Genomic DNA, 26,499 nt, shown 5'->3' with positions numbered 1-26,499 from the left:
CCCGTGCGCACCGCACTGCGGAAGAGTTTCGAGGAGCACTGTTGGAAAAGTCATCTGCCGAGGTCCTGCTCCTGGGCTGGTACGAGCCGGCCCTGACGGCGCTCACCGGGCTCGGCTGCCACGTGGTGAACGTCGTCGACCCCCGGGACCTGCACAAGGCGAGGGCGCTGGAGACCCGCGACGCCGTCCGGTTCATCACCGTGCCGGACACCCGCAGCTCCGAGGAGGTGGTCTCCGCACTCGCCCGCCACGGGCTCGCTCCGGACGCGTTCTCACACGTCTGCTCGATGCGCGAGCTCTCCGTGGTGACGGCCGCCGTGCTGGCCGCGACCGGGAAGTGCGCGAGCCTGGACGTGCCGACCGCGATCGCCGTACGGGACAAGTTCGTCCAGAAGGAGCTGGTGCGTGCCGCCGGACTGCGGGTGACGCCGTGCCGGGTGGTCGATCTCCTCGCCGATCTGGCGGCGGACGGCTGGGACCACCCGGTGGTCGTCAAGCCGCTGGCCGGCGGCGGCTCCCGGGACACCCACGTGCTGGCCGACGCGCAGTCGCTGGCCCGCCTGCTGGCGGAGGCGTCCGGGCCGCCGCTCGGCCCCTGGCTCGTGGAGGACTTCGTCGAGGGCTCCGAGCTCCACGTCGACGGGGTGGTGCGGTCCGGCCGGGTGCAGTGGTTCGCGGTCTCCCGGTACCTGCGCAACGTCATCGACATCAAGGCCGGTGTGCCGGTCGGATCCGTCGTCCTGGACCGGGAGGGGCACGCCGGGCTGTACGCGTCCACGGAGCCACTGCTCCAGGGATCGCTGGACGCCCTCGGGCACCACGAGGGGATCTTCCACCTCGAGATGTTCGAGCGCGACGGCGAGCTGACGTTCAGCGAGTGCGCCGGCCGGGTGGGCGGCGCGATGATCCGGGAGGCGATCGCGCACCGCTTCGGGGTCGACCTGCCGGGCGAGTGGGCCCGCGCGGCCCTCGGCCTGCCGGCGGCGCCGGTGCCCGCCGCCCGTCCGCAGGCCTGCGGATGGATCCAGTTCTCCGCCCCGACGGGCCATGTGGTCGAGGTGCCCGACCTGGACACCGTCCTCGCCCAGCCGGGCTGCGTCCAGGCGACCGTCAGCATCACCGAGGGGGCCACCGTCCCGGACATCAGCGCGGCCTCGAACCTCAAGGCGGGCTCGGCGCTCGTCGTCGGGGACACCGAGGAGGAGGTGGAGGCCCGGATGCTGGCCCTGGGCGACTGGTTCGCCCAGTCGGTCAGGACCGAGGCCGCGCCCGACCAGCCGTGTCGGACGCCGTGACCGCCGCGGCCGCGCGCCGGGCCCTGTCCGGGTTCTCCATGCTGCCGGACCGCGGCCCGGGCCGGACGCTGTTCTGGGCGACGGTGGTCAACACCGTCGGCACGGGCATGTACCTGACCAGCAGCGCGCTGTTCTTCGTCCGGATCGTCGGCATGTCGCAGACCCAGGTGGGACTGGGGCTGACCGTCGCCGGACTGATCGGCCTGCTGGCCGGTGTGCCGGTCGGCCGGCTCGCCGACCGGAGCGGTCCCCGGCGGGTGTACCTGGTGATGCTCGGCGCGGAGGCACTGGCCATGGCGGCCCTCGTCCTCGCGCGCTCCTTCACCACGTTCGTCCTGCTGTGCTCCTGCATCTCCCTCGCCTCGACGGCGAGTGCGGCCGCGCGCGGCCCGCTGGTCCGGGCGGTCGGCGGTGAGCGGCCGACGCATCTGCGCTCGTGCCTGCGCGCCGGCAGCAACCTCGGCGTCGCGCTCGGCGGCCCGCTGGCGGCGCTGGCCGTCGGCTCCGCCACGCGGACGGGCTACGAACTGCTGATCCTCGGCAACGCCGTCACGTTCGCCGTCTGCGCGGTCATGGTCAGCCGCCTGCCGCACGTGCCGCCGGTCCCGCCCAGCGGTGCGGACGGGCGGCAACGCGCCCGGGTGAGCCGGCCGTTCCTGTGCCTGGTCGGCATCAACGCGGTGATGCTGCAGCAGTTCCCCGTCCTCCCCCTGGTCCTGCCGCTGTGGATCTACCTGCACACGCGGGCCCCGCACGCGATGGTGGGCGTCATCGTGCCGCTCAGCACGGTCCTGGTGGTCCTGCTCCAGGTGCGGATGTCCCGGGGGATCGACTCCCCCGCGGCGGCGGCCCGGTTCATGGCGCGCTCGGGCCTCGCGGTGCTGATCGGCTTCGCGCTGATGGGGTCCATGGCCGCCCTGCCCGCCTGGCCGGCCTCGGCCGTCCTGGTGCTCGCCATGGTCGTCTACACCTTCGGTGAGATCTGGTACTCCGCGGCGAGCTTCGAGCTGAGCTTCGCCCTGGCCCCGGCCGAGTCGCAGGGCCACTACCAGGGCGTGTTCTCCACGGGATCGGGAGTGGGCCGGGTGGTCGCGCAGTCCCTGGCGACGCTGCTCTGCCTCGACGTCGGCTTCGCCGGATGGATCCTGCTCGGCGTCCTGATCCTCGCCGCCGGCCTCGCGGCGGTGCCGACCACGAGCTGGGCCCTGCGCGCGGTCCCGACCGGCCCGCCCCCACGAGCGGAACAGCTGCCGGCGAGCGCCCGGTGAGCCGGTGATCGATCCGCCCCACCGGAACGGCCGTGCCGTGACGCGGACGGCGTAGGACCGAAGACTTCCACTTCTGGCGGCCGATGATGCTGTACGTGCTCATCCAAGACCCCCTTGGGCTGCTGTGCGGTTCACGCGAGGGCGGGGGGTCGTGGCCCGCCCCGTCCCGCCCGTCCCAGGCGCTTCAGCAACTCGTAGCGCCCCGCGGTCAAGTCCCCACCGGCATCGTCGGAGTTCTTCTCGGGTGGCTCCGGTCAGTGGGGCATCCGGTTGTCAGTCGCCAGCACGTCGCCCGGCACCGTCGAGCCCACCTGGCGCCGCAGCGCGCCGATCGCCGGATCGGAGATGGAGACCGTGAGCCGGTAGGGCGGCTGGCCGATGATGGTGTTGTGCGAGTCGGTCGGCGCTGCCAGGCGTTGCTGGACGGCGAAGCCGTCGAAGCCCGGGCAGAGGGCCCCGACCGGGAGGGTCAGCTGTACGGACGCGCCGCCCTCGGGTCCGACGTGGACGGTGCCGCCCGTGTCGGAGGGGGCGTCGTCGTCGGGCGTGAGCGGGAGGCCGTGGGCCCCGCCGACCAGGCCGTCCGGGCCCTCGATCTCCACCGCCACGCCCTGCGGACCGAGTGGCGCGGACAGGTCCAGCGCGTGGTCGCTGGTGCCCGGCGCGAGCTTCAGACCGATGGTGAAGTTCCCGGGGTCCTTCGCCGAGATCCGTGAGAACCCGTAGGAGCCGAGGACGAGTTGCGGTCCTGGCGGTGGGGCGTCCGGCGGTGGTCCGGCGTCGAAGGTGAAGGATGCGGGCGCTGGTTCGAAGTGGTGGAAGCCCTTGGCGCCGCACCTGGTGCCGTCGGAGACCCCGCCGCCGGGCAGCGCGACGTCCGCCGTCGGCCGGGGCGATGTGGGCACGGCCCGCGGGCTGCGCGCCGCCGGGCTGTCCCCGTTCAGCAGACCGGCCGGGTCCATCCCGACCGCGACGGCCAGCAGCGCCGCGAAAGCGGTGACCGCGATCAGCACGTTGCGTCGGCGTCCGGGCCGAGTCCATCGTGAGCGGGCCGTGCCGGAGGCTGCCCCAGATGCCCAGCGGCGGCCTCCCGGGTCCACCGGCGGCTCTTTCCGCCACCGCGCGGCGAGCATCCGGGTCCGGGCGGTCGGCTCCTTGACGGCGGCGTCCTCAACGAAGCGCTCGTCCAGGACGAGCCCCTCGAACGGGTCGGGTATCGCCCGGCCCGGCGCTGTCGGCTCCGGCTCACGAGAAGGGGGCTGGTGTGGCTGGTGTGGCTGGTGGGGTTCGTCGGCGGTTGGCACGGCGCCAGTATGCCCGCCCGTTCGGACACACCGATCGGCGAAGTGGCCCCGAACGCCTTGCGCCTGGACACCGAACACCGACGGTCACTCAGCCTTCGGGCGTCCCCGTAACCGGCTGTCTGGAGGTCACACCCCGGGCGGTCCGGGCCCGCCCCCTGTGCGGGCCCGGACCGCCTGCGGTCACTGCTGGGGCGAGACCCCGCCGGGCCAGCAGTACGGCAGCCCGGGCGCGGGCTGGTAGTTCCCGCCGCCGGAGACGTAGACGACGCTGGCCCACACGCCGTGGTGCCCGTTGTCGTCGTCGGTGTAGATCCACCAGTTGTTGGCGTAGGAGCCGTCGTAGACGGTCTGCCCCTTGGCCTGGCAGTAGGCGTACCCGTGCGGGTCGGCGGCCATGGAGCCGGCGTGGCTGGCGTCGCCGGCGTCGGGGCTCCAGTGGGTCCACGTCCAGGCCCAGGTGGGGCGGGAAGCCGGACGGTGAAGTCGCTGGGCGCGGCGGAGGCCTGGCCCGCGCCGAGACCGACCAGCCCGGCGGCCAGGGTGAGCCCGGCCAGTGACGTGACGGCGGCCCGGCGTGCGGTGTGTACGACTCCCATGAGAGGCGTCTCCTCCTCGGATTCGGCCCGCGGGCTGCGGGCGGCACACCGACGATCGGCCAGCCTGCGGCAGTAGCGCACCCGGTTTCGGACAGGACCGAAACCAGGCGGTAACCACGGCCGGTCGGCCGCCCATCATCGGGAGCAGCGTGATCGTGACGGCCGGGGGAGGGCGGGAGTGCTGCGCGTCCACTTCACCGGGGCGGACCTGGCCCGGGTGGTGCTCTCCCCGGCCGGTCGGTCCCGGCTCGGCGAGGCGGTGCTGAGCCTGCAAGTGCTGCAGCGGACCGATCTGCCGCTGCGGTACGGCCGCTGGCGCCGTCAGGTGCTCGGGCGGCGCCCCGCCGGGCTGGAGCTGCTGGGCGAGATCGTGCCGCCGACCGGCTGGGTGCCCGACTTCCTCACCCCGAACCGGGCGCAGTCCGAGACGGAGACGGCCGAGCCGATCGCCGCCACTCCGGTCGGGCGTCTCCGCGCCGAACTGGAGCAGTTCGCCGGTGCCCGGCCACCCGGCTGGCGCCCCACCCGCGCCCACCGGGCTCTCGCCACCGGCGACCAGGACGCCCTCGCGACCCTCACCGCTGCGCTCGAGCGCTACCAGGCCGTGGCGGTGGCACCCTTCGAGCGCGCCATCCATGCCCGGACCGAGGCCGACCGGGCGGCCCGGATGCGAACGATGGCCGAGGGCGGGGTCGTGGCGCTGCTCGCCGGGCTCCATCCGGCGGTCCGCTGGCGGGCCCCCGTCCTGGAACTGCCCGCAGCCGGTGACCGCGAGGTCCACCTGGACGGGCGCGGCCTCGTGCTTCTGCCCTTCTTCTTCTGCGGTTCCACGCCCCGGCTGCTGGTCAACGAGGTCGACGTGCCGACGCTGGTCTACCCGCTGCCGTACGACCCCGCCGAGGCCGACCCGCTCACCCGCTCCGCCCCGCCGCGGCCCGGCGGCCTGGCCGCCCTGCTCGGACGGACCAGAGCGGCCGTCCTGCGCGAGACGGCCCGGAGCTCAGGCACGACCACGAGCGCACTCGCCCGCGCGCTGGACACCGCACTGTCCACCGCCTCCGAGCACACCGCCGTCCTGCGCGAGGCCGGGTTGCTCACCAGCCACCGGCACGGCTCGAGCGTCGTGCACACCATCACCGCGCTCGGCGCCGAACTCCTGGAGAGGGCCGACTGACGCCCCGTCGCCGAACCGCGCCACCGCTGCTACGGCACCGGACACGGCCCCGGCACCGCTCTGCCGGCCCTGGACCCCGCCCCGTCCCGGCCACCCGGGCCTGCGCTACCCGGCCGCGCCCGCCGCGACGACCTTCTGCGCGTCGGCGACGTGCCGGCTGACGCCCTGCGCGAACGTCGCCAGCTCCTGCGGGTGCGCCGCGATGTACTGCCGGTCGTAGGCGGTCTGGACGGCGACCGCGATCCCCATGAAGTTGGTGGACCGCTTGCAGGCGTCATCGGCGGCCGCGGTGGCGAGCTCGCCGGGGGTGTGGTCGGCGGACGCTCCGGCGCGCTGCGTCCGGTCGCGCCAGCGCGGGTCCATGTAGGCGTCCGCCGGGGTGGCGTAGACGAAGCCGTGGTCCTTCATACAGCTGCTCCACTGCCGGTCGGCGGCCACGACGCGAGGATCCGTCAGGGGCTCGTTCGGCCCGCCGCCGGGCAGGGCGGAGGAGTCGGAGCTCAGGAACACCGCTCCGCCGACCGCGTCCAGGCCCTCCTGGAGGCAGCCGCCCTTGGGGAGGGCCCGGCCCTGGAAGTCGGTGACCGGGGTGCCGGTCGCGTCCCGCCCGGTGAGCGCCTGCAAGGTGGCGGCGGAGGTCGGCCGCCCGGTGTCGGTGGCCACGACGGCGTCGTAGCCGGTGGTCGTGACGCGGTCGGGCGCGAAGTACCCGTAGAGCCGGGACCGGACGTCCCGGTCGGCGGGCTCGGCCAGGGCCGGGTCCGGACCGGGCGGCTCCGTGATGCCCAGCCGTCGCAGACAGAGGGCACTCGTCAGGTAGGCGGCCCGTTCCACGGTCCGGGTCTGCGCCGCGGTGGGGAGGTAGGCGTCGATCGGGCGCACCACCTGGCCGACGCCGGTGATGGTGGGGATCTCGCCCAGCTGCGGGGGAGCCGGGCGGGTGCCGCCCGTGCCGCAGCCCGCGAGGGCCGTCAACAGGACGAGCGTCAGGGCCGAGGTCGTGGAGCGCTTCATTTCCGTCCTCCGGGAGCGGGCGCGGCGGAGCGGCACCCGCCACGGGCGCGAGCGCGGGTCGGTGGCGGGTGCCGGATTCACGGACCGATGGGGCCGGGGATCACGTCCAGTTCGGGTTGTCGATCTCCAGCGCGTAGGCGATCACACCGCCGAGGTTGCCGGTGGACTGACCGGGCTTCAGCTTGATGACGCCGCTGGAGTTGTAGAAGGCGGCCCAGTTCCACTGGGTCGACTCGTAGGTGACGTGGTCGATCTGGCCGATCCCGAACAGGCTGCTGGTGTTCTTGTAGCCGATGGAGCCCGCGGCGCAGTAGTTGCCGTTGCCGCCGGTGGTGACCGTGAGCCCGTTCGTCGGGCAGCCCACTGAGCCGATGGCGTTCGCCGGTGCCGCCACGGCCACCCCGGCCAGGGCGATGCCGGCGGTGGCGGTGAGGGTGAGGAGCTTCCTGCCGATCTGCATGGGGGAATCCTTCGATCGAGGTATCGGGATGTCCAGGCGCCGGAGTGATCGCGGCCCGTTGAGAGAGTCGCCGATCGGCGCAACGGCGGCGCGAGCTGCCCGGCCGGAGCCGAGGAGCCGCGAAACCACCCCGAAGTTGTACGGAACACGACATGTTTGCCGTCGTCGGCCGCCGGCCCACCGGGGGAGGAGAGGTGATCGAATTGCGCTTCACCGTCGAGGACCCGGCCCGGGGCGTCGAAACACCTGATCGTGACCGGTGGCGGGAAGCGGTGGAGGCTGCTGCACGGGCGTACGGCGATGCCGTGCCGGCGGAGTGCGGCCGGCTGCCGCCGGATCAAAATGCGTCGCTCTCACCGAAGTGCGCGGCTACGCTCGCGCCATGGAGCTGGACGAGGCACTGGAACCGCTGCGCCGGGTGCTGCTGGAGCGCGGGACCGCCGACTGTCCGGAGACGGTCGCCGTGGCCGTGGAGGCTGCCCGGACGGCACTGGCCGGCGGGGCGGACACCCCGAGCCTGTGGGAGCTCGGCGTGCTGTCCGAGTCGGACGTTCTGGAGGCGCGCCGGCTGCTGGCCGAACTGGAGCAGGAACTCTGCTCGGCGCTGCGGCTGCCCGCCACCGTGGAGGGCCGCGACCGGGCGCTGGCCCGGTACTGCCTGCGGGACCTGCTGGACGGCCGCCTCGATCCGTTGGCGGCAGCCGAGCGGATCGGCTTTGAGCTGTGCCCCGCCGACGGCCCCGGCTCGCCGCTGTGGCCGGTCCGCGGATGGCTGTATCGCGCGGAGGACCAACAGGAGCACTGCGGCGGGCTGACGAAGGAGCTGGTGGCCGAACTGTACGACCTTGCCGCCCAGTTGCTGGCCGGTCCGCTGTCCTGACGGCCGGGTCGTCCCGATGTGCTTCCCGCCCCGGTGCCAGGCGGGTGGACTTCCTCGAGGCCGGTAGGCGCCCTCGGCTTCCGCGGGGCCAGGGCCGGAACCGGCGGTTCGAGATCGCCGATCGATCCTGCTCGACCGCGACCCCGCCCCGGCGCTCCGCCCGGTGTCCGGGTTTCGCCCTGCCGCAGGAGGGGAGTCCCGCGTAGCGCGACCGATGGATCTCGCCGTCCAGGAACGCGGCCCCCGCTACGGGATCGGCACCGCCCTCCACACCGAACTCATCCGGGTCCTCGCCCCCGGCTGGTCATCCCTGCTCGTCATGCCCGGCAACCAGTCCGCCCGCCGCCTCCACGACCGCCTCGGCTACACCTACGCCGGGCCATACCAGGCCGGCGCCGACGGGCCGGTCCTCGACCTGCTTGTGCGCGCCGCCGGCTGAGTTTCAATGAGCCAAAAATTTCCAGGGCCAGACCGTTACCACCAGTGAGAGCGCTTTGGCCTACCCGGACCCGTCCGGGCTGCGAGACTGGTGATCATGACCGACCGCCACGGGCTCTCGATGCCCGCCTTCTCCGCGACCGCCACCGACGCGCCCCTGCCCGCCCAGTCCGGCGGGCTCCGGCCGCCGCCGGTCGAGCAGGGCGCCGACTTCCGCCAGCCGCCCGCCGAGGCTGCGGCCGTACCCGCCCCGGCCCGCCGCCGCCTCTCGCCCGGCAGTCTGGCCTTCTCCGATCCGGACCGGCAGATCTGACCACCCGGGCGCCCCGCCGTACGTCTGTGACCTGCGACGGTTTCATCATTCGTTCCCCGTCCGAGGCCCTCCGGAGCGGGCGCAAATCCATGAGCGTCGTAAGTCGCAGCAGATGCGAATACACGATCGCCTGAACCGGAAGGTTGCCGGAGGAGTTCCTGGCCGTTGGCCTGGAGGATCGTCAGCCAGCCGGTGGCAGAGGAGGAGCGCTTCCTCTGCCGTGCGCTCGCTCCATCGGGGGGATCGAGCTGGAAAAACGCCGGGCGGTCGCATCGGATGCGAGAAAGTCGCGTTGGATGCGATGCAGGAAAGTGACGAGACGTGGCCGAAGGTCCCTGCCCGCCCGGCTCGGTCAGACTGCAGCTGGTCGAGGGCCCCCTGCCGCGGTTGCGCAGATCACCCACCGTGAGCCTCAGTGGGTGACAGAAATGGTGTCTGCTCCAGGGTGTCCTGGAGGGTGGAGCGGCTGCGGCCGGTCGCTGCGATGAGCCGGGGCCAGCTGATGGTGCTGCGGTAGCCGGGTGGGTTTACGGAAGTTCACTTCGGCGAGGGGCGGGCGATGAACGACTCGACGCCCTCGCAGGGGCGGGGGAAGACCTGCACGGGCAGTTTCGGGATCGGGTGCGGTGCCTGCCCTTGCGTGGGGTGCTCACCTGCCGACCGTCCGCTTCCTCCGGTTCCTGGGCGCTCGCGGTGGCGTCGAGCAGCACTGCGTCGAGCCCGGCCTGGGTGATTTCCTCGCGCCGCGGTGCCATGGAGGATCGTGCTGTGCTCGATGTCGATGCCGGCGTAGATGAACGTCGCGGGGACGCTGATGACAGCCTGGAATTTCCGTCTCGGCGTGTCGGTGGAGTTGCCGCAGGTCCCAGCTCAGTGGCCGTGCTCGTCGAGGACTGCGGCGGGACAGCCGTAGCGCCTGGTCCGTGGTCGGCAGGCTGCGGCTTGGTTGGCTCGTGGACAGTTCGAACCCGCGCCCCTATCCTTCAGGCGATCTCTGCGCGTGACCAGCACCGCAGGCGTGTTTGGTGGGGGCCGCAGTGAACTCTGAATCCGGTCGTAGCGAGCCGCGTCCGCGCGCCCTGGCTTATAGCGGGCCGGTCGCCGACCCCAGGCGTCTGGCCCTGGCCGCGCAGGTACTGATCGCTGTGCAGACCGCCGCACAACTGGCCGTGGCTGTGGCTGGCGGCACCAGGTCGAATCTCTTCGCGCAATTCGCGCCGATTTCCATGCCGTTGTTCCTCGCCACCATCATCGTGTTCCTTTACTGGTTCCGGCGCTGTCGACTCAATGCGGAGCTCTTTGCTCCCGGAACTCACAAGTATTCGGCGGGACTTGCCGTCGGTGCATGGTTCATCCCCGGGGCGATGTGGTGGATTCCGCGTCGGATTGCGCTGGACGTCTGGCGCGCGAACTCGCCCACTGGCGGGGGGTGGTTGATCAACGCATGGTGGGTGGCATGGCTCGCCAAGACGGTCGGTGGTGCGGTTGCCGTTCGGCTCGGGGCGCGCCCTTACGGGTATTCGCTCTATGACGAGGTGGTCGGCGTTGTCGCTGCGGTTCTGGCGATCCTGGTGATCCGGCAGGTCACGGCCCGTCAAGATGCGAAGGTGCGTGCTGATCTGGAATCCCTGCCGTTCGTGCAGACTTCGTCCCTCTGACGATCCTTGCAACCGGCTGGGACGGGCCGGCCAGGGCCAGCACGGGCCGATCATCCGACACTGCCATGGTCCACCCGGCCATCACCCGCCTCTCGGCTCTGATCGGGGAGCCCAGCACTCCGGGCGACACTGTCGATTGGGACGAGCTGGCACGGAGCACGGGCCTGCGCCTGCCTGCCGATTACCGTGACTTCGTCGCGCTCTACGGTGGCGGCGAGCTGGATGAGTACCTCAGCGTTAGAACGCCGCCGGTGGTCGGCTCCCCGTACGGTGTCCTTGTCGACGGACTGGACTTCGACCCGAGGGAGGAGCCGGCGGCCCTTACCGGCACCGCCCAGGAGGACCTGGAGGAGGGGAAACTCCTCCCTTCGCGAGGAGCTCCAACGGTGACGTGGCCTTCTGGCTCTGCGACGCACGGGATCCAGACAGCTGGGACGTCGTCGTTTTCAAGCGCCAGCCTATCCATAGGGAGAGCACTGGGTTCGCTTTGAGATGGGCTTCGGCGACTTCCTCCTCGGAGCCCTCGGCGGCACACTGCCGAATCCGTTCAGCGACGATGGTTTTGCCCGGCCCCCTCACGTATACCGCAACTGGCAGCAACCGCTCTGACTCGGCCGGTGTTTCGCCTACGGCTGCGGCCGGACCTCCTGGCGCGACCGTCGAGCTCCCGCCTGGTGCGAAGGGTGCGCGTGGGGCGCCAGGTGCGGATGAGGCGATCAGGGCCTTCAACAAGGTGACCGGGCACGACTACGGGGCCCTCGACCTCGCCGAGTGCGGAGGTAGCCGAAGCCTGGAGGAGTGGTCGCATCCCCGGGTCAGTGACATGCTGCTCCATCCTTCTCCTCGGGCTCCGTCAGCACCTGGAAGAGCAATTCGGCGCCGCGGCGGTCGAGTTCCATGTAGCCGAGCTCGTCGATGCACAAAAGATCGACGCGGCCGTAGCGGGCAATGGTCTTGGCTAGCTGCTTCTCGTCCGCGGCTTCAATGAGCTCGTTGACGATCTTGGTGACGAGCACGTACCTGACCCGGAAGCCGGCCATCGCGGCCTCGGTGCCCAGCGCTACCGTCCTCTCCGCCGTCCCGGCCGCCGCGAACGCCGTGGGCGCCGTCCGCAAGCTGCGCACCCCCAAGGCCCCGGCCGCCCTGCCCGTCCCGGGCTGCTGCGGGGCGTGCCCGGCCCACCGTCCGGAGGCCGGCGCCGAGTAGGGCCCGGAAGCGGTCCGGCCCGGCCACCGTGATGGTGACCGGGCCGGACCGTGTGGGCCTTGCTCAGGCGTTGCGCAGGGCGAACGCGACGCCCGCGCTCAGCGCGGCGAGCTGCGCAGGCTTGAGGCCGAGCACCCGGGCCTGGCTCTTGGCGACGTTGCCGAGCAGGTAGGTGCCGACCAGGGCCGCGCCGAGGATCACCACGGCCTTCTGCTGTCGAGGACTCATCTTCTCCACCTCCTTCCGGGGCTGGTAACCGACCACCGTGTCACCCGGCACCGACAGCGGAGGGCGGACCGCCGTCAGACATGCTTGTACGACTTACTAAAAAGGCGTGCGAAGTGTCGGAGTGGAGGCGTAGAGTCCCTAGCGTTTCAAGTTAGATGAATAGGCGTGGAGGTTGTGGGTGTGTTCGTGACGACCGGTCAAGCCGGGACGGCCCTGGGGTGCTCGATCCCGACGGTGAAGAAGCTGATGGCCACCGGCGTGGTCCCCGGCGTGCGCGATGTCGGCCGGCAGGTGTTCCCGCTGGCCGCGCTCCAGCGGTTGCAGGCCCGGCCGGCGGCCGACCTGACCGTGCTGGGCGCGGCCGAGGTCGCGGTGCTGCGCTCGGACGCCCCGGCGAAGGTGGACGAGCCGGACCGGGAGTGGATCGGCTTCGGTACCGCACTGGACCAGGCGCAGCTGCTGGCCGCGCTGTCCGGTTGGTGGCGGTGCGACCCGGCCCGGGTCGCCGCCGGCGGAGTGCTGCCGGTGACGGTCGCCGGGTTCGTCGTCGCGGTCCTGACCGGTCTCACCGAATGGGAGTCCGACGGCACCGTCGGCACCGCGGGGCGCTACCGCTTCCCGAAGGCGCGCCTGGCCGGCTACCTGACCGATCTCACCGCCCCCGCGAACGCCGCCGACCCCACCGACCCGGAGGACGCCCGCCTGGCAAGCCTGCTGCTCGGCACCCGCCTGCCGTCGGTGTCGGGCGGCCCGATCGCCTACGTCACCACCACCACGACCGCCGCTGACCAGCCCGCCGCCCAGGGGGAGTGACCCGCTGATGGACCGCAAGACGTACACCGCGAAGGTCGCCGAGCTGCGCCCGCTGCGCGAGGAGATCGGCAAGGCGGAGAAGACGGTCGCGGCCGCGCAGGCCGCGCTGGAGAAGCTCAACCTGCAGCGCGCCCGCCGGATCACAGAGCTCGCGGGGTACGAGGGCGCCAAGGCCGACGCCATCGCGAAGGCCTCGGGCCTGTCGGTCGGCGACGTCGTGCGGATCGCCCCACTGCTGGACCCAACCCCGGCCGCCGTCCGCACCGCCAAGACCGACGACCAGGCCGCTGCCGCGTCCGCGCCCGTCGAGGCGCCGAAGGCCGCGCCGGCCGCCGAGCTCGCCACTGCGGTCGCTCCGACGCTGACCCGCCCCGCCGCCGTCGTCGAGCAGCCGGTCCCGGCCGACGTCGAGGACCAGGTCGTCGCCGAGCAGGCCGCCCCGGCCGCGCCCGTCGCTGCTGCGCCGGTCGTCCCGGCGGCTACGGTCGCTCCGGTCGCTGCCGCGCCGCGTCCGGTGGCCGAGGCCGGCCCGCGCGAGCTGCCCACCCTCCCCGAGGGCCCGGCGGGCGCGCGGTTCGAGGCCGTGACGACGGGCCTGGTCTCCAAACGCCCGAACTTCATGCAGCAGGCCCGCAGCACGGTGTTCCTGGACGCGGCGGCCGGTGACCTCGCGGTGCGCGACCGCGTGGTGCGCCTTGACCTCGGCGCCCGTACTCCCGGCGAGATCCTGGACGCCGTCCAGGCCACCGCGCCCGGCACCGAGCGCATCTACATCACCGCCGGCGCCCCGTGGCACGACGGTGCCGAGCGCTACTCCACGCTCAAGGACGCGGTCGCCGCCTGGCTGAACACGCCGTCGGAGCGCTGGAGCACTGCGGTCGGTGCGGGCCGGGACAAGCTGGCCGGGCATTTCGTGCACCAGCGCCAGCCGGTCGGCCGCTACGCCCCGGCCGCCGCCCCGGACAGCGGCAGCACCGAGATCCGGAGCATGGGGGAGTGGTTCGACCCGGACGGCGCCGACGTCGTCACCTGCCGTCAGGCGTTCACGCTGCTGTGGCAGGCGCTGCGCCGGCACTGGGACGACGCGGTCCTGATGGGCTCGCCGTCGCAGACTGGCCGGGACCTGTGGTCGCGCACCGTCCCCACCACCGGCAAGTGGGCCGGGGGTTACCCGGTGCTGTCGGAGGAGCTGCGCGGGCTGCTGCATGCGACCGGCGGGCAGGGCCGTACCGAGCTGATCCTGCCGCCTCGGGTGCCGGAGCAGCTGCCGGCGCTGGTGGAGTACGACCGCACCTTCGCCTACGCGAAGCACCTGTGGAAGTCGCCGGTCGGCACGCCGCGCCGCATCACGGCGCGGGCGTTCGCGGCGATGACCGAGCAGGAGCAGACGAAGGCGCTGATGTCGTGCTCGCACTGGAACGTGCGCGTGACCGTCCCGGTCGGTTGGAACCACGTCGGACTGCTCCCCGCCCCCGTCACCGGCGACCGTGCCTGGATCTACCCCTCGGAGCCGGGGACGACGTTCACCACGTGGGCGGGCGGCGCGGAGGTCCACCTCGCCCTGTCGAACCACATCGCGCCGTGGCGGATCGAGGTCCTCGGCGGCCTGCTCTTCGAGGACGGCAAGCCGCTCGACGAGTGGGGCAAGCGCCTCAAGGCCGCATGGGCCGACCTGACCAACCTCTCCAAGCTGCACGGCGACGAGCGCCAGCGCCAGGCCGCCTACCTCGCCTCCCGCGCGGTGCGCAGTGTGCTGCTGTTCGGCCTGGGCGGCTTCGCGCAGCGCCCGCGCCTGGTCTCCGGCACCACCCCGGTCGGCGAGGCGCTGCCCGCCGGGGTGGAGATCCTCGGCCAGGACGGTGAGGTAGTGACCTGGCAGCGGCAGGCCGGCTTCTCGCGCGACCCCTACGCGCACCCGGAGTGGGCGGCGTACGTGTGGTCGGGGGCGCGGGCGGCGCTGCTGGACATGAAGTACCGCCAGGGCAAGGAGGTCATCGGCTACGCCGGTGCTCTCCACGCGAAGCCCGGCACGGTCGTCTACTTCGGCACCGATGGCATCGCCCTGACCGAGCGCCAGCCCTGGCCCTACCGGGGCGAGCCCGGCGACTACCTCCTCAAGGGCCACCTCACCGGCCCGATCGAGCACCCGACCAGCCAGGAGGAGTACCTGAAGCTACGAGGCCTGGGCCGAGCCGAACTCGCCGAGAAGGGAGCTGACCAGTGAGCCCGGCCGACCCGAACCAGCCGAACGAAGCCGCGAGGCTGACGCAGGAGCTGATCGACCAGGGCTACACCAAGCGCCAGGTCGCCAAGATGCTCGGCCGCGACGCCAGCCTGGTCAGCCAGTTCTTCACCAAGGGCAAGGGCAAGGCGTTCATCGGCGCGCTGCGCCAGGTCGTCCGGGCGGTGCGCGGCGGGGAACGCGACACCGAGGCGCTGTCCGCGGTCGCCCAGGAGAACGTCGAGCGGCGCCGCACCAAGACCGGGCAGAAGGCCCGGGTGCGGGGCAAGGACGTCGTCGGCGAGGCGGGCGGGTCGATGGCTGGCCGGGCCGGGAAGCAAGCCATCAAGTCCGGCGCCTCCCACCTCGCCCCGGTCGTCCACGAGACCGGCCAGGCCGGCGGCCGCCTCGCCTTCACCGTCCGGATGAAGGCCGACCAGTACACCTACTCGGCCGGCTCCACGGAGGACTCTCCGGGCCTGCGCCGCGGCTTCATCCCCCGCGCGGACGGCACCGAGGAGCGCACCTACGGCTCCGCCAGCACCGGGGGCTTCGACGCTGCCGAGTGGTCCCAGCGCGTCGCCGACCACCACGGCGACGTCACCGAGGCGATGAAGGAGTGGCTGGTGGAGACCGGCCGCGCCGTCGAGGACGCCGACATCGCCTACCTCGAAGTCCGCGGCTGGGTGCCGCCCGAGCAGCGGTAGAGAGTCCGGTCGTGTGACTGAGCGCTTCAGTCGGCGAGTGAGCGGTTGAGCCGGCGGGTTGAGCGTTCGGCGTCGACGCATGCGGCCGGTTGCCTGGCGTGGCTGGACCACAGCAGGCGGTCGCTCAGCCATCCGCCGAGCACGCGGCCGTACCGGAGGTCAGCCGCCAGAGCCCGGCCACCTCGTAGTAGACGCCGTTCACCAGTTGCAACAGCAGCAGCGTGATCGGCCAGAGCAGCGCGCCGAGGCCGGGCACCAGGTCCACCGGCAGGGCGTAGGCCATCACGACCCGCACGGCGGCGTCGAGCAGCATCGCTGTACCCCAGATCGCAGTCGAGACCCGCCAGATCCGCCGGAAGGCCGGCTCGCGTTCCCACAGCACGTCCCAGGAGGTGCCGTCGGAGCGGAACCGCCCCTCCAGCAGGGGACGGCCGCCATGGAAGAGCAGCGGGCGCCTGGCCCTGATCGAGATCAGGAACCAGAACCCGGCCACGCCGGTCAGCCAGCCGTCCTTGGCCAGGAGGAACCGGGGGCTGCCGCCGACCAGCGCGGCTGCAACGCCGAGCAGCATGGTCCCGGCGATGAATCCCGCCATGCCCTCCAGGCTGCGGGTGCGCAGCCACTGCACCGCCGTGGTGAGCGCCGGCAGGAAGGCGCCGGCCAGCAGCGCGACGAAGACGCTGATGCCCGCGGCGCGCAGGCCGTAGTACAACGCGATCGGGACCACGATGTCCCGGACGACACCGAGCAGCAGACGTCGGCCGCTCGGCCGCGGCGCCGCCGCCGGCACATTGCGTGTGGTCATGACGTCCTCCGGGGCGCGAGAAGGGCCAGGGCGGTGATCTCACGGATGCAGTCGTCCACGCTCACGCGAGGCGGCTGCGTCATCCGCACGATGGCGGCGTCGATCGGGGTGAGTGCCATCAGAGTGGTGTCGAACTCCCGGAACTCCCCGCTCTGTTGGCCGGCTCGCAGGATCGGTTCCAGCTCCGCGACGTTGGACTCAGCCGATGTCTGGGAGCCGTAGCGCAGCGCGCCCTCTTCGTCCCTGGCGTTCACGCAGATCTCGTACATCGCCCGGACGGCGGCGGGGTTGCGCGCGATCCGGGCCAGCTCCGCCTCGATCCGGGCGGTGAGGCGCTCGGTGGCGGTCGGCGCGTCCTCCGTGCGACGGGCGACGGCGGCCTGGGCTTGCAGCGCGATGTCGGTCAGCACCGCCTCCATCAGCTCGTCCCGGGTGCCGAAGTGGTCCGAGACGAGCCGGGTGCTGGAGATCCCGGCCCGCTGCCGGGGCCGCTCGAAGGTGTTTCGTCCGTACTCGCTCTCGGCCGGCACCTGAACGGCGGCCGCGATGATCTGGCAGCGTCGCGCCGTCGCGCTCGGTGATCGCTGCCCGCCTCGACTGCCACGTGTTACCTGCACAGGTAACTTCTTTCCGTGCCGGATGACGGCTGAACCCGAGGCCGCGTCCGGCCGCTTCAGGATGCGCGGGCGATGCACCGGGTTCACCGAGCCAGCTCTGGCAAGGCCCTACCAGGTCAACGCTCAACTCGCCAAGTGTGGTGCTCAGTCACAGGTCGGCCTCTCCCTATCCATGACCTGGCCCCGGGGAGAGGCCGCCGACCCTCCCACAGCCCGAGCGCGGCGCCGAGCCGTCTCAGCATCCGAAGGAGAAACCCCGCCGTGGAGACCACCACCGCCACCGCCGAGCAGGACGTGCCGGCCGTGCTGCGCACCCGGGCCGTACCGCCGGTCCCGGCGCAGCCGTCCGGCACCGCCGTGAACCCGCTGCCGCTGCACGGGTTCCAGAAGGACGCGGTGGCGGCCGCGGTGCGTGAGGTGAAGGACGGCGGCCGCGCGACGGTCGTCGCGGCGACCGGCTCCGGCAAGACGCTGATCGCCGCCGGGTGCGCCCGGCGCCTGGCCGCTCGGGGCCGGGTGCTGGTGCTGGTGCCGACGATCGAGCTGCTGGAGCAGACCGCCGAAGCCTGGTCGCTGAAGGGCGGGCGCCGAGGGCTGGCCGTCGCGGCGTGCTCGCGGGAGGAGGCGTTGGAGAGCGCGGAGGCCGGCGGCCGCGTCCACGCCCGGGTGAGCACGCAGGCCCCGCGGATCGCCGACCTGATCGCCAAGGAGAAGACGGGTGAGCCGGTCACCGTGTACGCCACCTACGCCTCGCTGGGGCGGATCGTCCAGGCCCACCGCGACTTCCGCCTGCCGGCCTGGGACCTGGTCGTCGTCGACGAGGCCCACCGCACCGCCGGAGCCGAGGGCAAGGCGTGGGCGGCCGTCCACGACGACGCCCAGGTCCCGGCGAAGCGCCGGCTGTACTTCACCGCGACCCCGCGGATCGCCGACGACCGGCGCGCGAAGGACGGCCTGGCCGACCTCGCCGACGGCGAGAAGCTGCCCGCGCTCTGCTCCATGGACTCAGAGGAGATCTACGGCAAGACCTGTTTCACCTGGACCCTCGGACAGGGCATCGAGCACGGCTACCTCGCCGACTACCGCGTCCTGGTGCCGGTCGTCACGGACGAGGACCTGCGCGAGCTGCTCAACCTCCCGGCCGTCGCCGACCTCCGCTCCCAGCGCAGCAACGAGGAACTGCTGCGCCTGGCGCTCCAGATCGCGGTGCTGCGCGCGGTCGCCGACCTCGGCCTGCGCCGGGTCATCACGTTCCACTCCCGGGTGTCCGCGGCGCGGGAGTTCGCGAGCACCCTGCTGGACGCCTCCGAGATGCTGCCCGACGCGGAGCGCCCGGAGCGGATCTGGGCGAAGGCGGTGGCCGGCACCGACCGCCTCAAGGACCGCCGCGCCGCATTCGCCGACTTCAAGGCCCACACCGGCGAGGACGGCGAGGAGTGCGGCATCCTCTGCAACAGCCGACTCCTGACGGAGGGAATCGACGTCGCCGCCGTGGACGCCATCTGGTTCGCGGACCCGAAGTCGAGCGTCATCGACATCGTCCAGGCCGTCGGCCGCGCGCTGCGCCAGTCCTACCGGCAGGGCAAGGTGTCCTGGGTCATCATCCCGGTCTACCTGCCGACACCGGAGATCGGCGACGACACCGCCACCGCGCACCCCGCCGAGGTCCACGACGCCGGCGAGGCCGTGAAGGCCGAGGCCGACGCCGAGATCGAGGCCTCCTCCTTCCGCACCATCTGGCGGGTCCTGCGCGCCCTCGCTGCGCACGACGCACGGGTGGTCGGCCGGATCACCGAACTGCGCGCCCACCGCTCCCAGGGCACCGCGCACACCACCGCGACCACACCGGCCGAGGGCGAGGCCTCCGCGGCGGGGGAGGACAAGCCGCCGGCCCCGGTCGAGTCGCCGGTCGAGTGGCTGCGGATCAACACGAAGCAGCACGCCGCCCGGATCCTCCAGACCGTCAAGCTGCGGGCGTTCAACCCGCGCGCGGTCGAGTGGCAGCGGATGCACGCGGTCGCGGCGGTCTTCCACCTCCAGCACGGCCACCTCGACCCCACCGACAAGACCAAGCACGCCGAGCTGATCTCCTGGCTCACCCGCCAGCGCCACCTCAACGGCCAGGGCCTCCTGGAAGCCGCCCGGGTCAGCGAGCTGGACGCGCTCGGCATGATCTGGTCGAAGAACGCCAACGCCTGGGAACGCGGGGCCGCCTACGCTGCGGCCTTCCACCACCAGCACGGCCACCTCGCGATCCCCGCCACCGCGAAGCTCGACGACTACGCGGTCGGCGCGTGGATGCGCCGCCAGCGCAAGGCCGACAACCTCACCACCGACCAGATCGCGAAGCTGGACGCGCTGGACGAGCTGTGGCGCCTGGAGCCGGACTGGAACCGCTCCTACCGCCGCCTGCTCGTCTACCTCGCCACCGGCGGCACCCTCGACGGCCCGGCGAACCGCACCGGCGGCGAAGCGGACCCGACGTTTAGGCCCGGCACCTGGCTGCGCAAGCAGCACAAGGCCCGCACCGACGGCAAGCTGACCGACCAGCAGACCGCACTCCTGGACGCGCTCCACCGGCACGCCGAGACCGTCGCCGGCTGACCCCGTCCCGCACCGATCCCGCCGTCCCGGCCCACCCAACCCGGGACGGCCCACTTCCCGGAGGAGACGAGTGAACCACCCCTACCACCCAGCCGCCCAAGGTGTCCTGGCACGCCCGGCGGGAGTGCGGCGCCTGCGGCGACGGCGGCGACGCACTGTTCGAGGACGGCACCTTGGTCGACCCCGACCCCGACCCCGACCCCGACCGTGACCCCGACCCCGACTGCGACAACGACCCCGACCCCGACTGCGACAACGACCCCGACCCCGACAACGACGACGGACCCGAGAGCGGCTGGGACGGCCGCGCCGAATGCGGCACCTGCGGCTGGGCCCTGGAGACGCAGTTCGCCGACGGCGACCACGTCGAGGCCGACCACGACTGCGACAGCGACCAGTAGCACCTGCTCGGTCGCACTCAGGCCGGGTTCCGCCGGCACCCGCCCGCCTGGGCAGGCGACGGGGTCCGCGCCGTCTCTCGGCACGTGCCTACCTGCTCGGCGGCCGGGGGGTGAGGGCGGTGCGGTCGAACGGGCCGCCGTGCGAGGCGGCGTACGCGACGGCGTCGTTGACGGCGTCGAGGCCGAAGGCCCGGACCCGTTCGGGGACGAGGTCCAGGGCGCCCGAGGCGAGGAGCCGGATGATGCCGACGTTCGCGGTACGCGGGTACATCCACTGGCCGCGCACGGTGATCGAGTTGCGCATGATCCACGGGTACGGGAGTACGAGGTCGTCGCCACCGAGCATGCCGACGCCGCCCATGAGGACGACGCGGCCGTACTCGCGCACGGTCATGGCGGCCGTGCGCGCCGCCGAGCTGGGTGCGCTCGGCGGCAGCAGGTCGATCACCATGTCGACCGGGCCGTCGGCCGCCGCGGACATCGCCGCGCGGTCGCCGGCCTCGTCCCCGGTGAGCGGGACCGGGCGCACCCGCGGACCGAACCGGCCGACGAGGAGGTCGAGCGCGGCCCGGTTGCGGCCCGGGGCGACGACCCGGCCCGCCCCCATGGCGAGCGCGACCGCGACCGCACTGCTGCCGAGGTTGCCGGTGGCCCCGCTGACGAGCAGCGTCTCACCGGCCGCGAGCCCGCCGGCCAGCAGCCCGCCGTAAGCGATGACGTGCACGCCGAGCGCGGCCCAGCGGGCCGGGTCGTCGCCCGCCGCCGCGGGCAGCCGGAAGACGTTCTCCGTCGGGACCCGCATGAGCTCGGCGAACGATCCGTCATGCAGGTACCGGGCGAGGCGCGCGCCGCCCTCGCCGCGGGAGCTCCAGCCCTGGAGCGTGATGTCGGGCGTCAGGGCGTCGTCGCGCGAGCGCACCACGGAGTCGCACCACACCAGGTCGCCGGGGCGCAGCCGGGTAGCGTCGGGGCCCGCGTGGACGACCCGTCCCACGCCGCCGATCCCGGGCACGACGGGCGGGACCAGGGGGTAGTTCCGCTCGCCGCCGAAGACCTCCGCCGCGTACGGGGCCACGTAGGCGGCGAGGACCTCGACCACCACCTCGCCGCCGCCTGCCTGAGGGTCGGGCACCTCCCGCACCGCGAGCGGGGCACCGAACTGCGTGAGAACTGCTGCTCGCACCTGATGGCCTCCGTGTTCGTCCGTCGTCCGCCGTCGTCCGCCGTCGTCCGCCGTCGTTCGCCGTCGTCCGTCATTCGTCCGTCGCGGTCGCGGTCGACACTAGGAGCCCGGGGGGCATGCGGGAAGCGACTATCAAGCATATGTGGTATGCGTATGGCGCATGGACATCTCCAGCGCGGGCCTGCGGGTCCTGCAGCAGATCGCCGAGTGCGGCAGCTTCACCGCAGCGGCTGCCCGGCTCGGCTACACCCAGTCGGCGATCTCACGCCAGGCCGCCTCCCTCGAACGAAGCGCGGGCACCACCCTGTTCGAACGCCACCCCGGCGGAGTGCGGCTCACCCCCGCGGGTCTGACCCTGCTGCGCCACGCCCACACGATCCTGGACTGCCTCACGGTCGCCGAGCGCGACCTCACCGGCACCGTCCCGCGGACCGAACGTGTGCGGCTCGGGCTGTTCCTGAGCGCGGGCGCGGCCCTTCTGCCCCCCGCGCTCGCCCGCCTCGCGGCGACCGACCCGCAGGTCACGGTCACGACCACCGAGGGCACCACGCCCACCCTGGTCCGGGCACTGCGCGCGGGCTCGATCGATCTGGCCGTGCTGACGTCCCGCCCGCCCCACCGGCCCGTGGACGGCGAGTCGCCGCGCCTGCACGTCGAGACCGTCGCGGACACCGAACTGGTCGTGGCGGCACCTTCGACCGGCGAGTTCGCCGGCCGCACCGCGGTGCACGTCGACGAACTGGTCGACGCCCCGTGGATCGCCACTCCGGCGTCGAACTCCGAGCCCCTGCTCGGCGTCTGGCCCGGTCTGCCCGGACGGCCGCACATCGTCCACCGCGCGCGCGACTGGCTGACGAAGCTCCACCTGGTCGCCGGTGGCTTCGGGGTGACGACGGTGCCCGCCCGGCTCTCGCCGGTGCTGCCCGCCGGGGTGAGCCTGCTGCACGTCGAGGGCGCGCCTCCCGAGATTCGCCGGGTTCTCGTGGCTCGACTCCCCGGCCACCCCACCCCGGCGATCACGGCCGTCACCCGAGCCATCGCCTCGACCGCCTGATACGGGCCTGGCACGGGGGAGATCGGACGGGCCGACTTCTCACTCCCGGCGCCGTGTTCACGTGGCCTCCTCCGTGCGGGCCCGGGAGCCGGAACCGCTGCGGGGAAGCCGTCCGAACTGCCCGGACGGGCACGGACCACTGCCCCCACAGCCCTTCCGCCCCGCCACCCCGCAGCTTGACCATGGAACGTCGGCCGACCTCCGGGGGGACACACCCATGCGCACACACGACGGCGAGCGCCACCACGGCAGCCGGGACACCGCCGCCGACCCCGCGGACCGCGCCGACCGGAGACCCGCCCGGCAACTGCTCGCCCTGCAGAGCAGCGTGGGCAACGCCGCCGTCGTCCAGATGCTGCACCGGGACGGCCACCTCACCGGGCACCAGGCACCCGGGCCGCTCGGCACCGGGCCACTCGCCGCCGGGCCGCTCGACGCCGTGCAGCGCTCCACCGTCGGCGACGTCCTGCGCACCGCGGGCCGCCCCCTGAAGGGGTCGACCCGCACGGAGATGGAGGCCCGTCTGGGCGCCGACTTCTCCGACGTCCGGGTCCACGACGGCCCTGCCGCCCGCGCCTCCGCGGCCGAGGTGGGCGCCCGCGCCTACACCTCCGGGAACCACGTCGTCATCGGCGAGGGCGGCGGTGACAAGCACACCCTCGCCCACGAGCTGACCCACGTCATCCAGCAGCGGCACGGCCCCGTGGCCGGCACCGACCACGGGAACGGCCTGCGGGTCAGCGACCCCTCGGACCGGTTCGAGCGTGAGGCGGAGGCCACCGCGCGCCGGGTCATGGCCGGGCCCCTGCGCTCGCCCGAGGAGAGCGGCGCCACCGTGCCGGAGCAGCGTTCGGCGGCTTCCACGGCCGCCGGCTCCCTGCAGCGCGCCGCGACCGACGACCTTCCCGAGGCCGACACACCGTCCCAGGCGGTTCCCGAACTGCCCGCCGCCCTCGTCGGACAGCTGGAGGAGGCGAAAGCGGCGAGCGGGGCGGACGCGAAAGCGGTGCGCCAGGCGGCGCTCGACGAGCTGCTCGGGTACGTCCTCGCCCGGCTGCCGGTCACGCCCGACCACCCCGACCTGCAGGCTGCCGTGGCCGCCGGGGACCTCGTCCTCGGCTACAAGCACTCCCGCCAGGGGGCGGGCAAGCCCATGGCCGTGACCAGCACGGGCACCTCGGGCGACCGGATCGCCATGGCGTTCTACCGCAACCTGTTCGACGACTACGGCCCCGCCGAGATCCACAGCACGCTGCGCCACGAGCTCGTCCACGCCGCTCAGGCCACGCTGGTGCCCGACGAGGACGCCGCCGACGGCTCGGACCCCCACATCTACATGGACGTGCAGACCGACATCGGCCACGAGACCTTCGCCACGCTCCAGCAGCCGATGCGGGAGATCGAGACCCACGTATGGGAGCTGGAACACGCGGGCCGCACCGGGATCAGCAGCGGTTACCTGGGCGAGACCGTCGACTACCTCGTGCAGTACGTGGACGAGCTGGCCGGGAACCTCGGCCGGGAGGGCACCACGGAGCGACATCTCGAGTACTGGCGCGCGTACCTGGACAACTCGGTCGCCGCGCTCGGCCGGGCCGCCGCCACCCCCGCCGTCGCCGACCACACCGACCAGACCCTCGCCGGGCGGATCACCGCGGCGCAGCAGCGGCTGCAGGGCGTCATCAGCGCCAGGGAGCAGGCGAGGGCGTCGGCCGGGAAGCGGTCGGGGGGCACGGGCCGGGGCTCCACCAGCACGCGCAAGCGGGGGAAGACCGACCAATGACCGCGCGGAGAAGGAGGAGCGCCGCCCCGACGGCGGCCGGCGTCCTGCGGGCCGTGGTGCGGTCGCTGGTCTGGATCCGCATCGTTGCGCGCCATGGTTCGTTACGGAAAGTCATCGCGGTGTGAGCTGGATCCCCTTGAGGGGGGCGTCGGAACGGGGTGGCTCGTGACGGTTCTCACGCGCTCAGCGTGCCTGCGACCCTTCCTAGTAGGTCGTTCCCGGTCCCGTGTCCCGCAGTCACCCGGCTGATCGGCGGCGCTGCCGCGCTCCCGTGCCTGAGGGCTGTTCCCCCCGCGTTTCCGCAGACCAAACGGGTGCAAATGGGCACAAAAGTCCGCGCTTTTCCAGGTTTGACTCCCCGGGCGACGGGAACCGTCCCGCGTCCGACGAGCGCGTTCGCCCGGCTCCGCTACGACGCCGCGTCGTAGCGGGCACCCCTTGGAGCCGGGCCCCGACCCCGCTAACAATGGCTCAGTCGCCAGCTGCGGCGGCGGTTCGTACCGCTGCCGCACCTCCCGCCCGGCGGTCACCATTCGTGACCACCCCGGTGCCCACCCCGCCCGCCGGCCCTCTCGGGCCCGCCGAGCCGCGGGGCCAGGCGCCCCCACGATTGAGGTCGAACTCCCCCATGCCCGTGATCTCCACCCGCATGCGCAAGTCCGCCGCCCTGCTCACCAGCGCCCTCGGCATCGCCGCGATCGGCGCCGCCATCGTCCCGACCGCCGCCTCGGCCACCACGCCGCAGCAGCTGGCCGCGAGCATCGTCCCCGCCGGCCAGCTCGCCTCCTTCGACCAGATCATCTCCCACGAGAGCGGCTGGAACGTCACCGCGACCAACCCCTCCTCGGGCGCCTACGGCCTGGGCCAGGCCCTGCCCGGCAACAAGATGGCCTCCGCCGGCGCCGACTGGAAGACCAACGCGTCCACCCAGATCAAGTGGGCCTACGACTACATGAACAGCCGCTACGGCAGCCCGAACCAGGCCTGGGCCTACTGGCAGGTCCACCACAACTACTGATCGGCCGCAACCACCGATCGGCCACCCGCGAAGGACCCACGGACCTCACAAGCCGAGTCCAGGGCCGAACAGGGTCCAAAGCCGAGGGGCCCGGTGCGCACACCACGCGCACCGGGCCCCTCAGCTCGTCCGCCTGCGTTCCGGTATCGATTTCGACGACCTCCACTTCGAGCGTCGCAGCTACGACCCGCAGATTGCCTACGCAGGGAGCCGCCACCAGCATTGTCGCGGCCGTCGCCCCGGAGTTCGCCCACTCCGGAGGCCACTACCTCGATGACTCGCAAGAGGCCTACACCGTGCCGAACGACGCCGACCTCGCGCAACACCCGCACGGTGTCAAGGAATGGGCGCTCGATCCCGCCATCGCCAAGTGCCTCTGGGCGGTCTCGACCGACCTGCTCCGCGCTTGACTCTGCGGCAGCGGACGCACCTGGGTGGGCAGGCTCGTGGCAATGGTGCGGGCCGGATCCGGGCCTCCGTAGCCGTCGCGGACCAACCGGACCAGCGGTTGGCTCACCCCGCCCATCCGGGCTGCGAGACTGGCGATCATGACTGACCGCCGACCCCTCGCGTTGCCCGCTTTCTCCGAGCCCGCCACCGACGCTGCCGTGGCTGCCCAGTCCGGCGTGCGCCGGCTGCCGGTCGAGCAGGGCGCGGACTTCCGCCAGCCGCCCGGCGAGACCGTGACCGCACCTGCCGCTGCCCGCCGCCGCCTCTCGCCCGGCGGTCTGACCTTCTCCGACCCGGACCGGCGGACCTGACCGGCGATGGCGACACCGCGCCCGAGCACGATTCCGCCGGGCGGGGGCAGGTGGTGCCTCCCGCAGCCGGGATCTGGGGTGCCCCCGTCCCCGAGGTCCCGGCCGGCTGCGGTCGTGGCCGACCGCGCCGGTGCTTCGTTCGCCGCCGGGTGTCCTTCCCCTGGCGGTCGCCGTGCCGGACTCGCGGGCGGTGACCCGGGTTCCGTCCGGGACTGTCGGGAGAGGACACCGGTACCGGTCCCGCCCGCACGAGAGCTTCCGGAGGAACGGTGAGCGCAGCGCCCCTGCACGGCCACCACGATGGCCGTCAGCCCGTCGCCCGTACCCAGGACGGCGTCGCCGCAGCGCTGCCGCCGGCGCAGCGGATGGAGTTCTACCGGGAGATGGGTGAGGCCGACGTCGAGACGATCGGCGGCGTGTTGAAGCGGTGGTGGCTGCGGGCGGAGCTGTACCGCGACCCGGAGAGTGACCGGATCCACGCCACCGTCCAGGCCGGCACCGCCCCCGGCGCCTCAGCGTCTGCGGTCCTGCGTCGTCACGGGGCCCGGTGAGCGACTTCAGCGACCGACCGTCGACCGGCCACATGCTCAGGAGCACCATGACTGCCACCGCACCCCGCACCCCCGCGCGGCTTCTCGCCACCGCGCTCCTGCTCGCGGTGCTCGGCGGGTGCTCTTCCGCCGGTCCCGCTGACAGGA

The 26,499-nt window shown here is 72.9% G+C and carries 28 protein-coding genes and 1 pseudogene; 20 read left to right on the top strand and 9 right to left on the bottom strand.

Annotation, left to right across the window (positions count from 1 at the left end; all coding sequences use genetic code 11):
• The first annotated feature begins 41 nt into the window (after positions 1-41).
• Both AC0B61_RS11865 and AC0B61_RS11860 read left to right on the top strand, forming a co-directional pair.
• Complete coding sequence (locus tag AC0B61_RS11865) at positions 42-1,295, top strand: ATP-grasp domain-containing protein (protein ID WP_471740498.1); 1,254 nt, start codon at positions 42-44, stop codon at positions 1,293-1,295.
• Entirely contained in the window at positions 1,280-2,563 is a 1,284-nt protein-coding gene (locus AC0B61_RS11860) for an MFS transporter (protein WP_471740497.1), read from the top strand. The genes AC0B61_RS11865 and AC0B61_RS11860 overlap by 16 nt, the downstream gene beginning before the upstream one ends.
• 254 nt (positions 2,564-2,817) lie before the next feature.
• Here the strand turns inward: AC0B61_RS11860 and AC0B61_RS11855 are convergent, their stop codons facing one another.
• Positions 2,818-3,867 carry an SCO2583/SCO2584 N-terminal domain-containing protein gene (locus AC0B61_RS11855; RefSeq protein ID WP_471740496.1) on the bottom strand — a complete coding sequence of 350 codons (1,050 nt, stop codon included), beginning with the start codon at positions 3,865-3,867 and terminating at the stop codon, positions 2,818-2,820.
• Between the two features lie 180 nt (positions 3,868-4,047).
• A complete protein-coding gene (locus tag AC0B61_RS11850) occupies positions 4,048-4,263 on the bottom strand; it encodes a hypothetical protein (protein ID WP_471740495.1) in 216 nt (71 codons plus the stop codon).
• A gap of 378 nt (positions 4,264-4,641) precedes the next feature.
• On the opposite strand from AC0B61_RS11850, the gene AC0B61_RS11845 reads away from it, so the two are divergent.
• Positions 4,642-5,637: an ArsR/SmtB family transcription factor gene (locus AC0B61_RS11845; RefSeq protein ID WP_471740494.1), complete on the top strand. Its 996-nt coding sequence runs from the start codon at positions 4,642-4,644 to the stop codon at positions 5,635-5,637.
• Positions 5,638-5,742: 105 nt separating this feature from the next.
• On the opposite strand, the gene AC0B61_RS11840 is transcribed toward AC0B61_RS11845, so the two are convergent.
• Both AC0B61_RS11840 and AC0B61_RS11835 read right to left on the bottom strand, forming a co-directional pair.
• On the bottom strand, positions 5,743-6,651 hold the full coding sequence (locus tag AC0B61_RS11840; protein WP_471740493.1) for a hypothetical protein: 909 nt from the start codon (positions 6,649-6,651) through the stop codon (positions 5,743-5,745).
• A 100-nt stretch (positions 6,652-6,751) separates the two neighbouring features.
• A complete protein-coding gene (locus AC0B61_RS11835; RefSeq protein ID WP_471740492.1) occupies positions 6,752-7,111 on the bottom strand; it encodes a hypothetical protein in 360 nt (119 codons plus the stop codon).
• 382 nt (positions 7,112-7,493) lie between these two features.
• Between AC0B61_RS11835 and AC0B61_RS11830 the strand changes: the two genes are divergently transcribed.
• From AC0B61_RS11830 to AC0B61_RS11810, 5 genes are all read left to right on the top strand, one after another.
• Positions 7,494-7,991, top strand: a complete 498-nt coding sequence (locus AC0B61_RS11830) for a hypothetical protein (protein WP_471740491.1) — start codon at positions 7,494-7,496, stop codon at positions 7,989-7,991.
• A 214-nt stretch (positions 7,992-8,205) separates the two neighbouring features.
• A complete protein-coding gene (locus AC0B61_RS11825) occupies positions 8,206-8,430 on the top strand; it encodes a GNAT family N-acetyltransferase (RefSeq protein ID WP_471740490.1) in 225 nt (74 codons plus the stop codon).
• 96 nt (positions 8,431-8,526) lie between these two features.
• Complete coding sequence (locus tag AC0B61_RS11820; protein ID WP_471740489.1) at positions 8,527-8,742, top strand: hypothetical protein; 216 nt, start codon at positions 8,527-8,529, stop codon at positions 8,740-8,742.
• 1,037 nt (positions 8,743-9,779) lie between these two features.
• Positions 9,780-10,400: a DUF4328 domain-containing protein gene (locus AC0B61_RS11815; protein ID WP_471740488.1), complete on the top strand. Its 621-nt coding sequence runs from the start codon at positions 9,780-9,782 to the stop codon at positions 10,398-10,400.
• A gap of 65 nt (positions 10,401-10,465) precedes the next feature.
• Positions 10,466-10,891, top strand: coding sequence for an SMI1/KNR4 family protein (locus tag AC0B61_RS11810; protein WP_471740487.1), 426 nt, complete (start codon positions 10,466-10,468; stop codon positions 10,889-10,891).
• A gap of 333 nt (positions 10,892-11,224) precedes the next feature.
• Here AC0B61_RS11810 and AC0B61_RS11805 read toward each other — a convergent pair.
• Positions 11,225-11,464: pseudogene (locus AC0B61_RS11805) on the bottom strand (ATP-binding protein); the annotation flags it as partial.
• On the opposite strand from AC0B61_RS11805, the gene AC0B61_RS11800 reads away from it, so the two are divergent.
• Positions 11,406-11,606, top strand: a complete 201-nt coding sequence (locus AC0B61_RS11800; RefSeq protein ID WP_471740767.1) for a hypothetical protein — start codon at positions 11,406-11,408, stop codon at positions 11,604-11,606. The pseudogene AC0B61_RS11805 and the gene AC0B61_RS11800 overlap by 59 nt on opposite strands.
• 63 nt (positions 11,607-11,669) lie before the next feature.
• On the opposite strand, the gene AC0B61_RS11795 is transcribed toward AC0B61_RS11800, so the two are convergent.
• On the bottom strand, positions 11,670-11,834 hold the full coding sequence (locus AC0B61_RS11795; RefSeq protein WP_471740486.1) for a hypothetical protein: 165 nt from the start codon (positions 11,832-11,834) through the stop codon (positions 11,670-11,672).
• A gap of 186 nt (positions 11,835-12,020) precedes the next feature.
• On the opposite strand from AC0B61_RS11795, the gene AC0B61_RS11790 reads away from it, so the two are divergent.
• From AC0B61_RS11790 to AC0B61_RS11780, 3 genes are read left to right on the top strand one after another with little or no spacing between them, the layout of a single operon-like run.
• Complete coding sequence (locus AC0B61_RS11790) at positions 12,021-12,647, top strand: DNA-binding protein (RefSeq protein WP_471740485.1); 627 nt, start codon at positions 12,021-12,023, stop codon at positions 12,645-12,647.
• 7 nt (positions 12,648-12,654) lie between these two features.
• Positions 12,655-14,871: a hypothetical protein gene (locus AC0B61_RS11785; protein ID WP_471740484.1), complete on the top strand. Its 2,217-nt coding sequence runs from the start codon at positions 12,655-12,657 to the stop codon at positions 14,869-14,871.
• Positions 14,868-15,575: a helix-turn-helix domain containing protein gene (locus AC0B61_RS11780; protein WP_471740483.1), complete on the top strand. Its 708-nt coding sequence runs from the start codon at positions 14,868-14,870 to the stop codon at positions 15,573-15,575. The genes AC0B61_RS11785 and AC0B61_RS11780 overlap by 4 nt, the downstream gene beginning before the upstream one ends.
• 124 nt (positions 15,576-15,699) lie before the next feature.
• Here the strand turns inward: AC0B61_RS11780 and AC0B61_RS11775 are convergent, their stop codons facing one another.
• Both AC0B61_RS11775 and AC0B61_RS11770 read right to left on the bottom strand, forming a co-directional pair.
• Positions 15,700-16,380, bottom strand: a complete 681-nt coding sequence (locus AC0B61_RS11775) for a VC0807 family protein (protein ID WP_471740482.1) — start codon at positions 16,378-16,380, stop codon at positions 15,700-15,702.
• Positions 16,377-16,997 carry a TetR family transcriptional regulator C-terminal domain-containing protein gene (locus AC0B61_RS11770; RefSeq protein ID WP_471740481.1) on the bottom strand — a complete coding sequence of 207 codons (621 nt, stop codon included), beginning with the start codon at positions 16,995-16,997 and terminating at the stop codon, positions 16,377-16,379. The genes AC0B61_RS11775 and AC0B61_RS11770 overlap by 4 nt, the downstream gene beginning before the upstream one ends.
• A gap of 261 nt (positions 16,998-17,258) precedes the next feature.
• Between AC0B61_RS11770 and AC0B61_RS11765 the strand changes: the two genes are divergently transcribed.
• Entirely contained in the window at positions 17,259-19,601 is a 2,343-nt protein-coding gene (locus AC0B61_RS11765; RefSeq protein ID WP_471740480.1) for a helicase associated domain-containing protein, read from the top strand.
• Positions 19,602-19,702: 101 nt separating this feature from the next.
• Positions 19,703-20,002: a hypothetical protein gene (locus tag AC0B61_RS11760; RefSeq protein WP_471740479.1), complete on the top strand. Its 300-nt coding sequence runs from the start codon at positions 19,703-19,705 to the stop codon at positions 20,000-20,002.
• An 88-nt stretch (positions 20,003-20,090) separates the two neighbouring features.
• Here the strand turns inward: AC0B61_RS11760 and AC0B61_RS11755 are convergent, their stop codons facing one another.
• A complete protein-coding gene (locus AC0B61_RS11755; RefSeq protein WP_471740478.1) occupies positions 20,091-21,185 on the bottom strand; it encodes an alcohol dehydrogenase catalytic domain-containing protein in 1,095 nt (364 codons plus the stop codon).
• A 160-nt stretch (positions 21,186-21,345) separates the two neighbouring features.
• On the opposite strand from AC0B61_RS11755, the gene AC0B61_RS11750 reads away from it, so the two are divergent.
• The 6 genes from AC0B61_RS11750 to AC0B61_RS11725 all read left to right on the top strand — a co-directional run bounded on the left by AC0B61_RS11750 (position 21,346) and on the right by AC0B61_RS11725 (position 26,352).
• Positions 21,346-22,239 carry a LysR family transcriptional regulator gene (locus AC0B61_RS11750; RefSeq protein WP_471740477.1) on the top strand — a complete coding sequence of 298 codons (894 nt, stop codon included), beginning with the start codon at positions 21,346-21,348 and terminating at the stop codon, positions 22,237-22,239.
• Between the two features lie 217 nt (positions 22,240-22,456).
• Positions 22,457-24,022: an eCIS core domain-containing protein gene (locus AC0B61_RS11745; protein ID WP_471740476.1), complete on the top strand. Its 1,566-nt coding sequence runs from the start codon at positions 22,457-22,459 to the stop codon at positions 24,020-24,022.
• A 628-nt stretch (positions 24,023-24,650) separates the two neighbouring features.
• A complete protein-coding gene (locus AC0B61_RS11740) occupies positions 24,651-25,040 on the top strand; it encodes an aggregation-promoting factor C-terminal-like domain-containing protein (protein ID WP_471740475.1) in 390 nt (129 codons plus the stop codon).
• A 194-nt stretch (positions 25,041-25,234) separates the two neighbouring features.
• Positions 25,235-25,450 (top strand): hypothetical protein, encoded by a 216-nt coding sequence (locus tag AC0B61_RS11735; RefSeq protein WP_471740474.1) that lies wholly within the window; start codon positions 25,235-25,237, stop codon positions 25,448-25,450.
• 138 nt (positions 25,451-25,588) lie between these two features.
• Entirely contained in the window at positions 25,589-25,801 is a 213-nt protein-coding gene (locus tag AC0B61_RS11730; protein ID WP_471740473.1) for a hypothetical protein, read from the top strand.
• Between the two features lie 269 nt (positions 25,802-26,070).
• On the top strand, positions 26,071-26,352 hold the full coding sequence (locus tag AC0B61_RS11725; protein WP_471740472.1) for a hypothetical protein: 282 nt from the start codon (positions 26,071-26,073) through the stop codon (positions 26,350-26,352).
• Positions 26,353-26,499 lie beyond the last annotated feature (147 nt).

The organism is Kitasatospora sp. NPDC023385 (genome assembly GCF_055664045.1).
The sequence above is the reverse complement of the archived record's forward strand: the minus strand, read 5'-3'. Positions and strand labels throughout refer to the sequence as shown.

Excerpts from the sequence above, each read along its gene's own strand:
- AC0B61_RS11825 (WP_471740490.1), top strand. The coding sequence starts at position 8,206 with ATGGATCTCGCCGTCCAGGAACGCGGCCCCCGCTACGGGATCGGCACC.
- AC0B61_RS11730 (WP_471740473.1), top strand. The coding sequence starts at position 25,589 with ATGACTGACCGCCGACCCCTCGCGTTGCCCGCTTTCTCCGAGCCCGCC.
- AC0B61_RS11785 (WP_471740484.1), top strand. The coding sequence starts at position 12,655 with ATGGACCGCAAGACGTACACCGCGAAGGTCGCCGAGCTGCGCCCGCTG.
- AC0B61_RS11745 (WP_471740476.1), top strand. The coding sequence starts at position 22,457 with ATGCGCACACACGACGGCGAGCGCCACCACGGCAGCCGGGACACCGCC.
- AC0B61_RS11830 (WP_471740491.1), top strand. The coding sequence starts at position 7,494 with ATGGAGCTGGACGAGGCACTGGAACCGCTGCGCCGGGTGCTGCTGGAG.
- AC0B61_RS11820 (WP_471740489.1), top strand. The coding sequence starts at position 8,527 with ATGACCGACCGCCACGGGCTCTCGATGCCCGCCTTCTCCGCGACCGCC.
- AC0B61_RS11850 (WP_471740495.1), bottom strand. The coding sequence starts at position 4,263 with ATGGCCGCCGACCCGCACGGGTACGCCTACTGCCAGGCCAAGGGGCAG.
- AC0B61_RS11840 (WP_471740493.1), bottom strand. The coding sequence starts at position 6,651 with ATGAAGCGCTCCACGACCTCGGCCCTGACGCTCGTCCTGTTGACGGCC.
- AC0B61_RS11750 (WP_471740477.1), top strand. The coding sequence starts at position 21,346 with ATGGACATCTCCAGCGCGGGCCTGCGGGTCCTGCAGCAGATCGCCGAG.
- AC0B61_RS11835 (WP_471740492.1), bottom strand. The coding sequence starts at position 7,111 with ATGCAGATCGGCAGGAAGCTCCTCACCCTCACCGCCACCGCCGGCATC.
- AC0B61_RS11810 (WP_471740487.1), top strand. The coding sequence starts at position 10,466 with ATGGTCCACCCGGCCATCACCCGCCTCTCGGCTCTGATCGGGGAGCCC.
- AC0B61_RS11775 (WP_471740482.1), bottom strand. The coding sequence starts at position 16,380 with ATGACCACACGCAATGTGCCGGCGGCGGCGCCGCGGCCGAGCGGCCGA.
- AC0B61_RS11740 (WP_471740475.1), top strand. The coding sequence starts at position 24,651 with ATGCCCGTGATCTCCACCCGCATGCGCAAGTCCGCCGCCCTGCTCACC.
- AC0B61_RS11795 (WP_471740486.1), bottom strand. The coding sequence starts at position 11,834 with ATGAGTCCTCGACAGCAGAAGGCCGTGGTGATCCTCGGCGCGGCCCTG.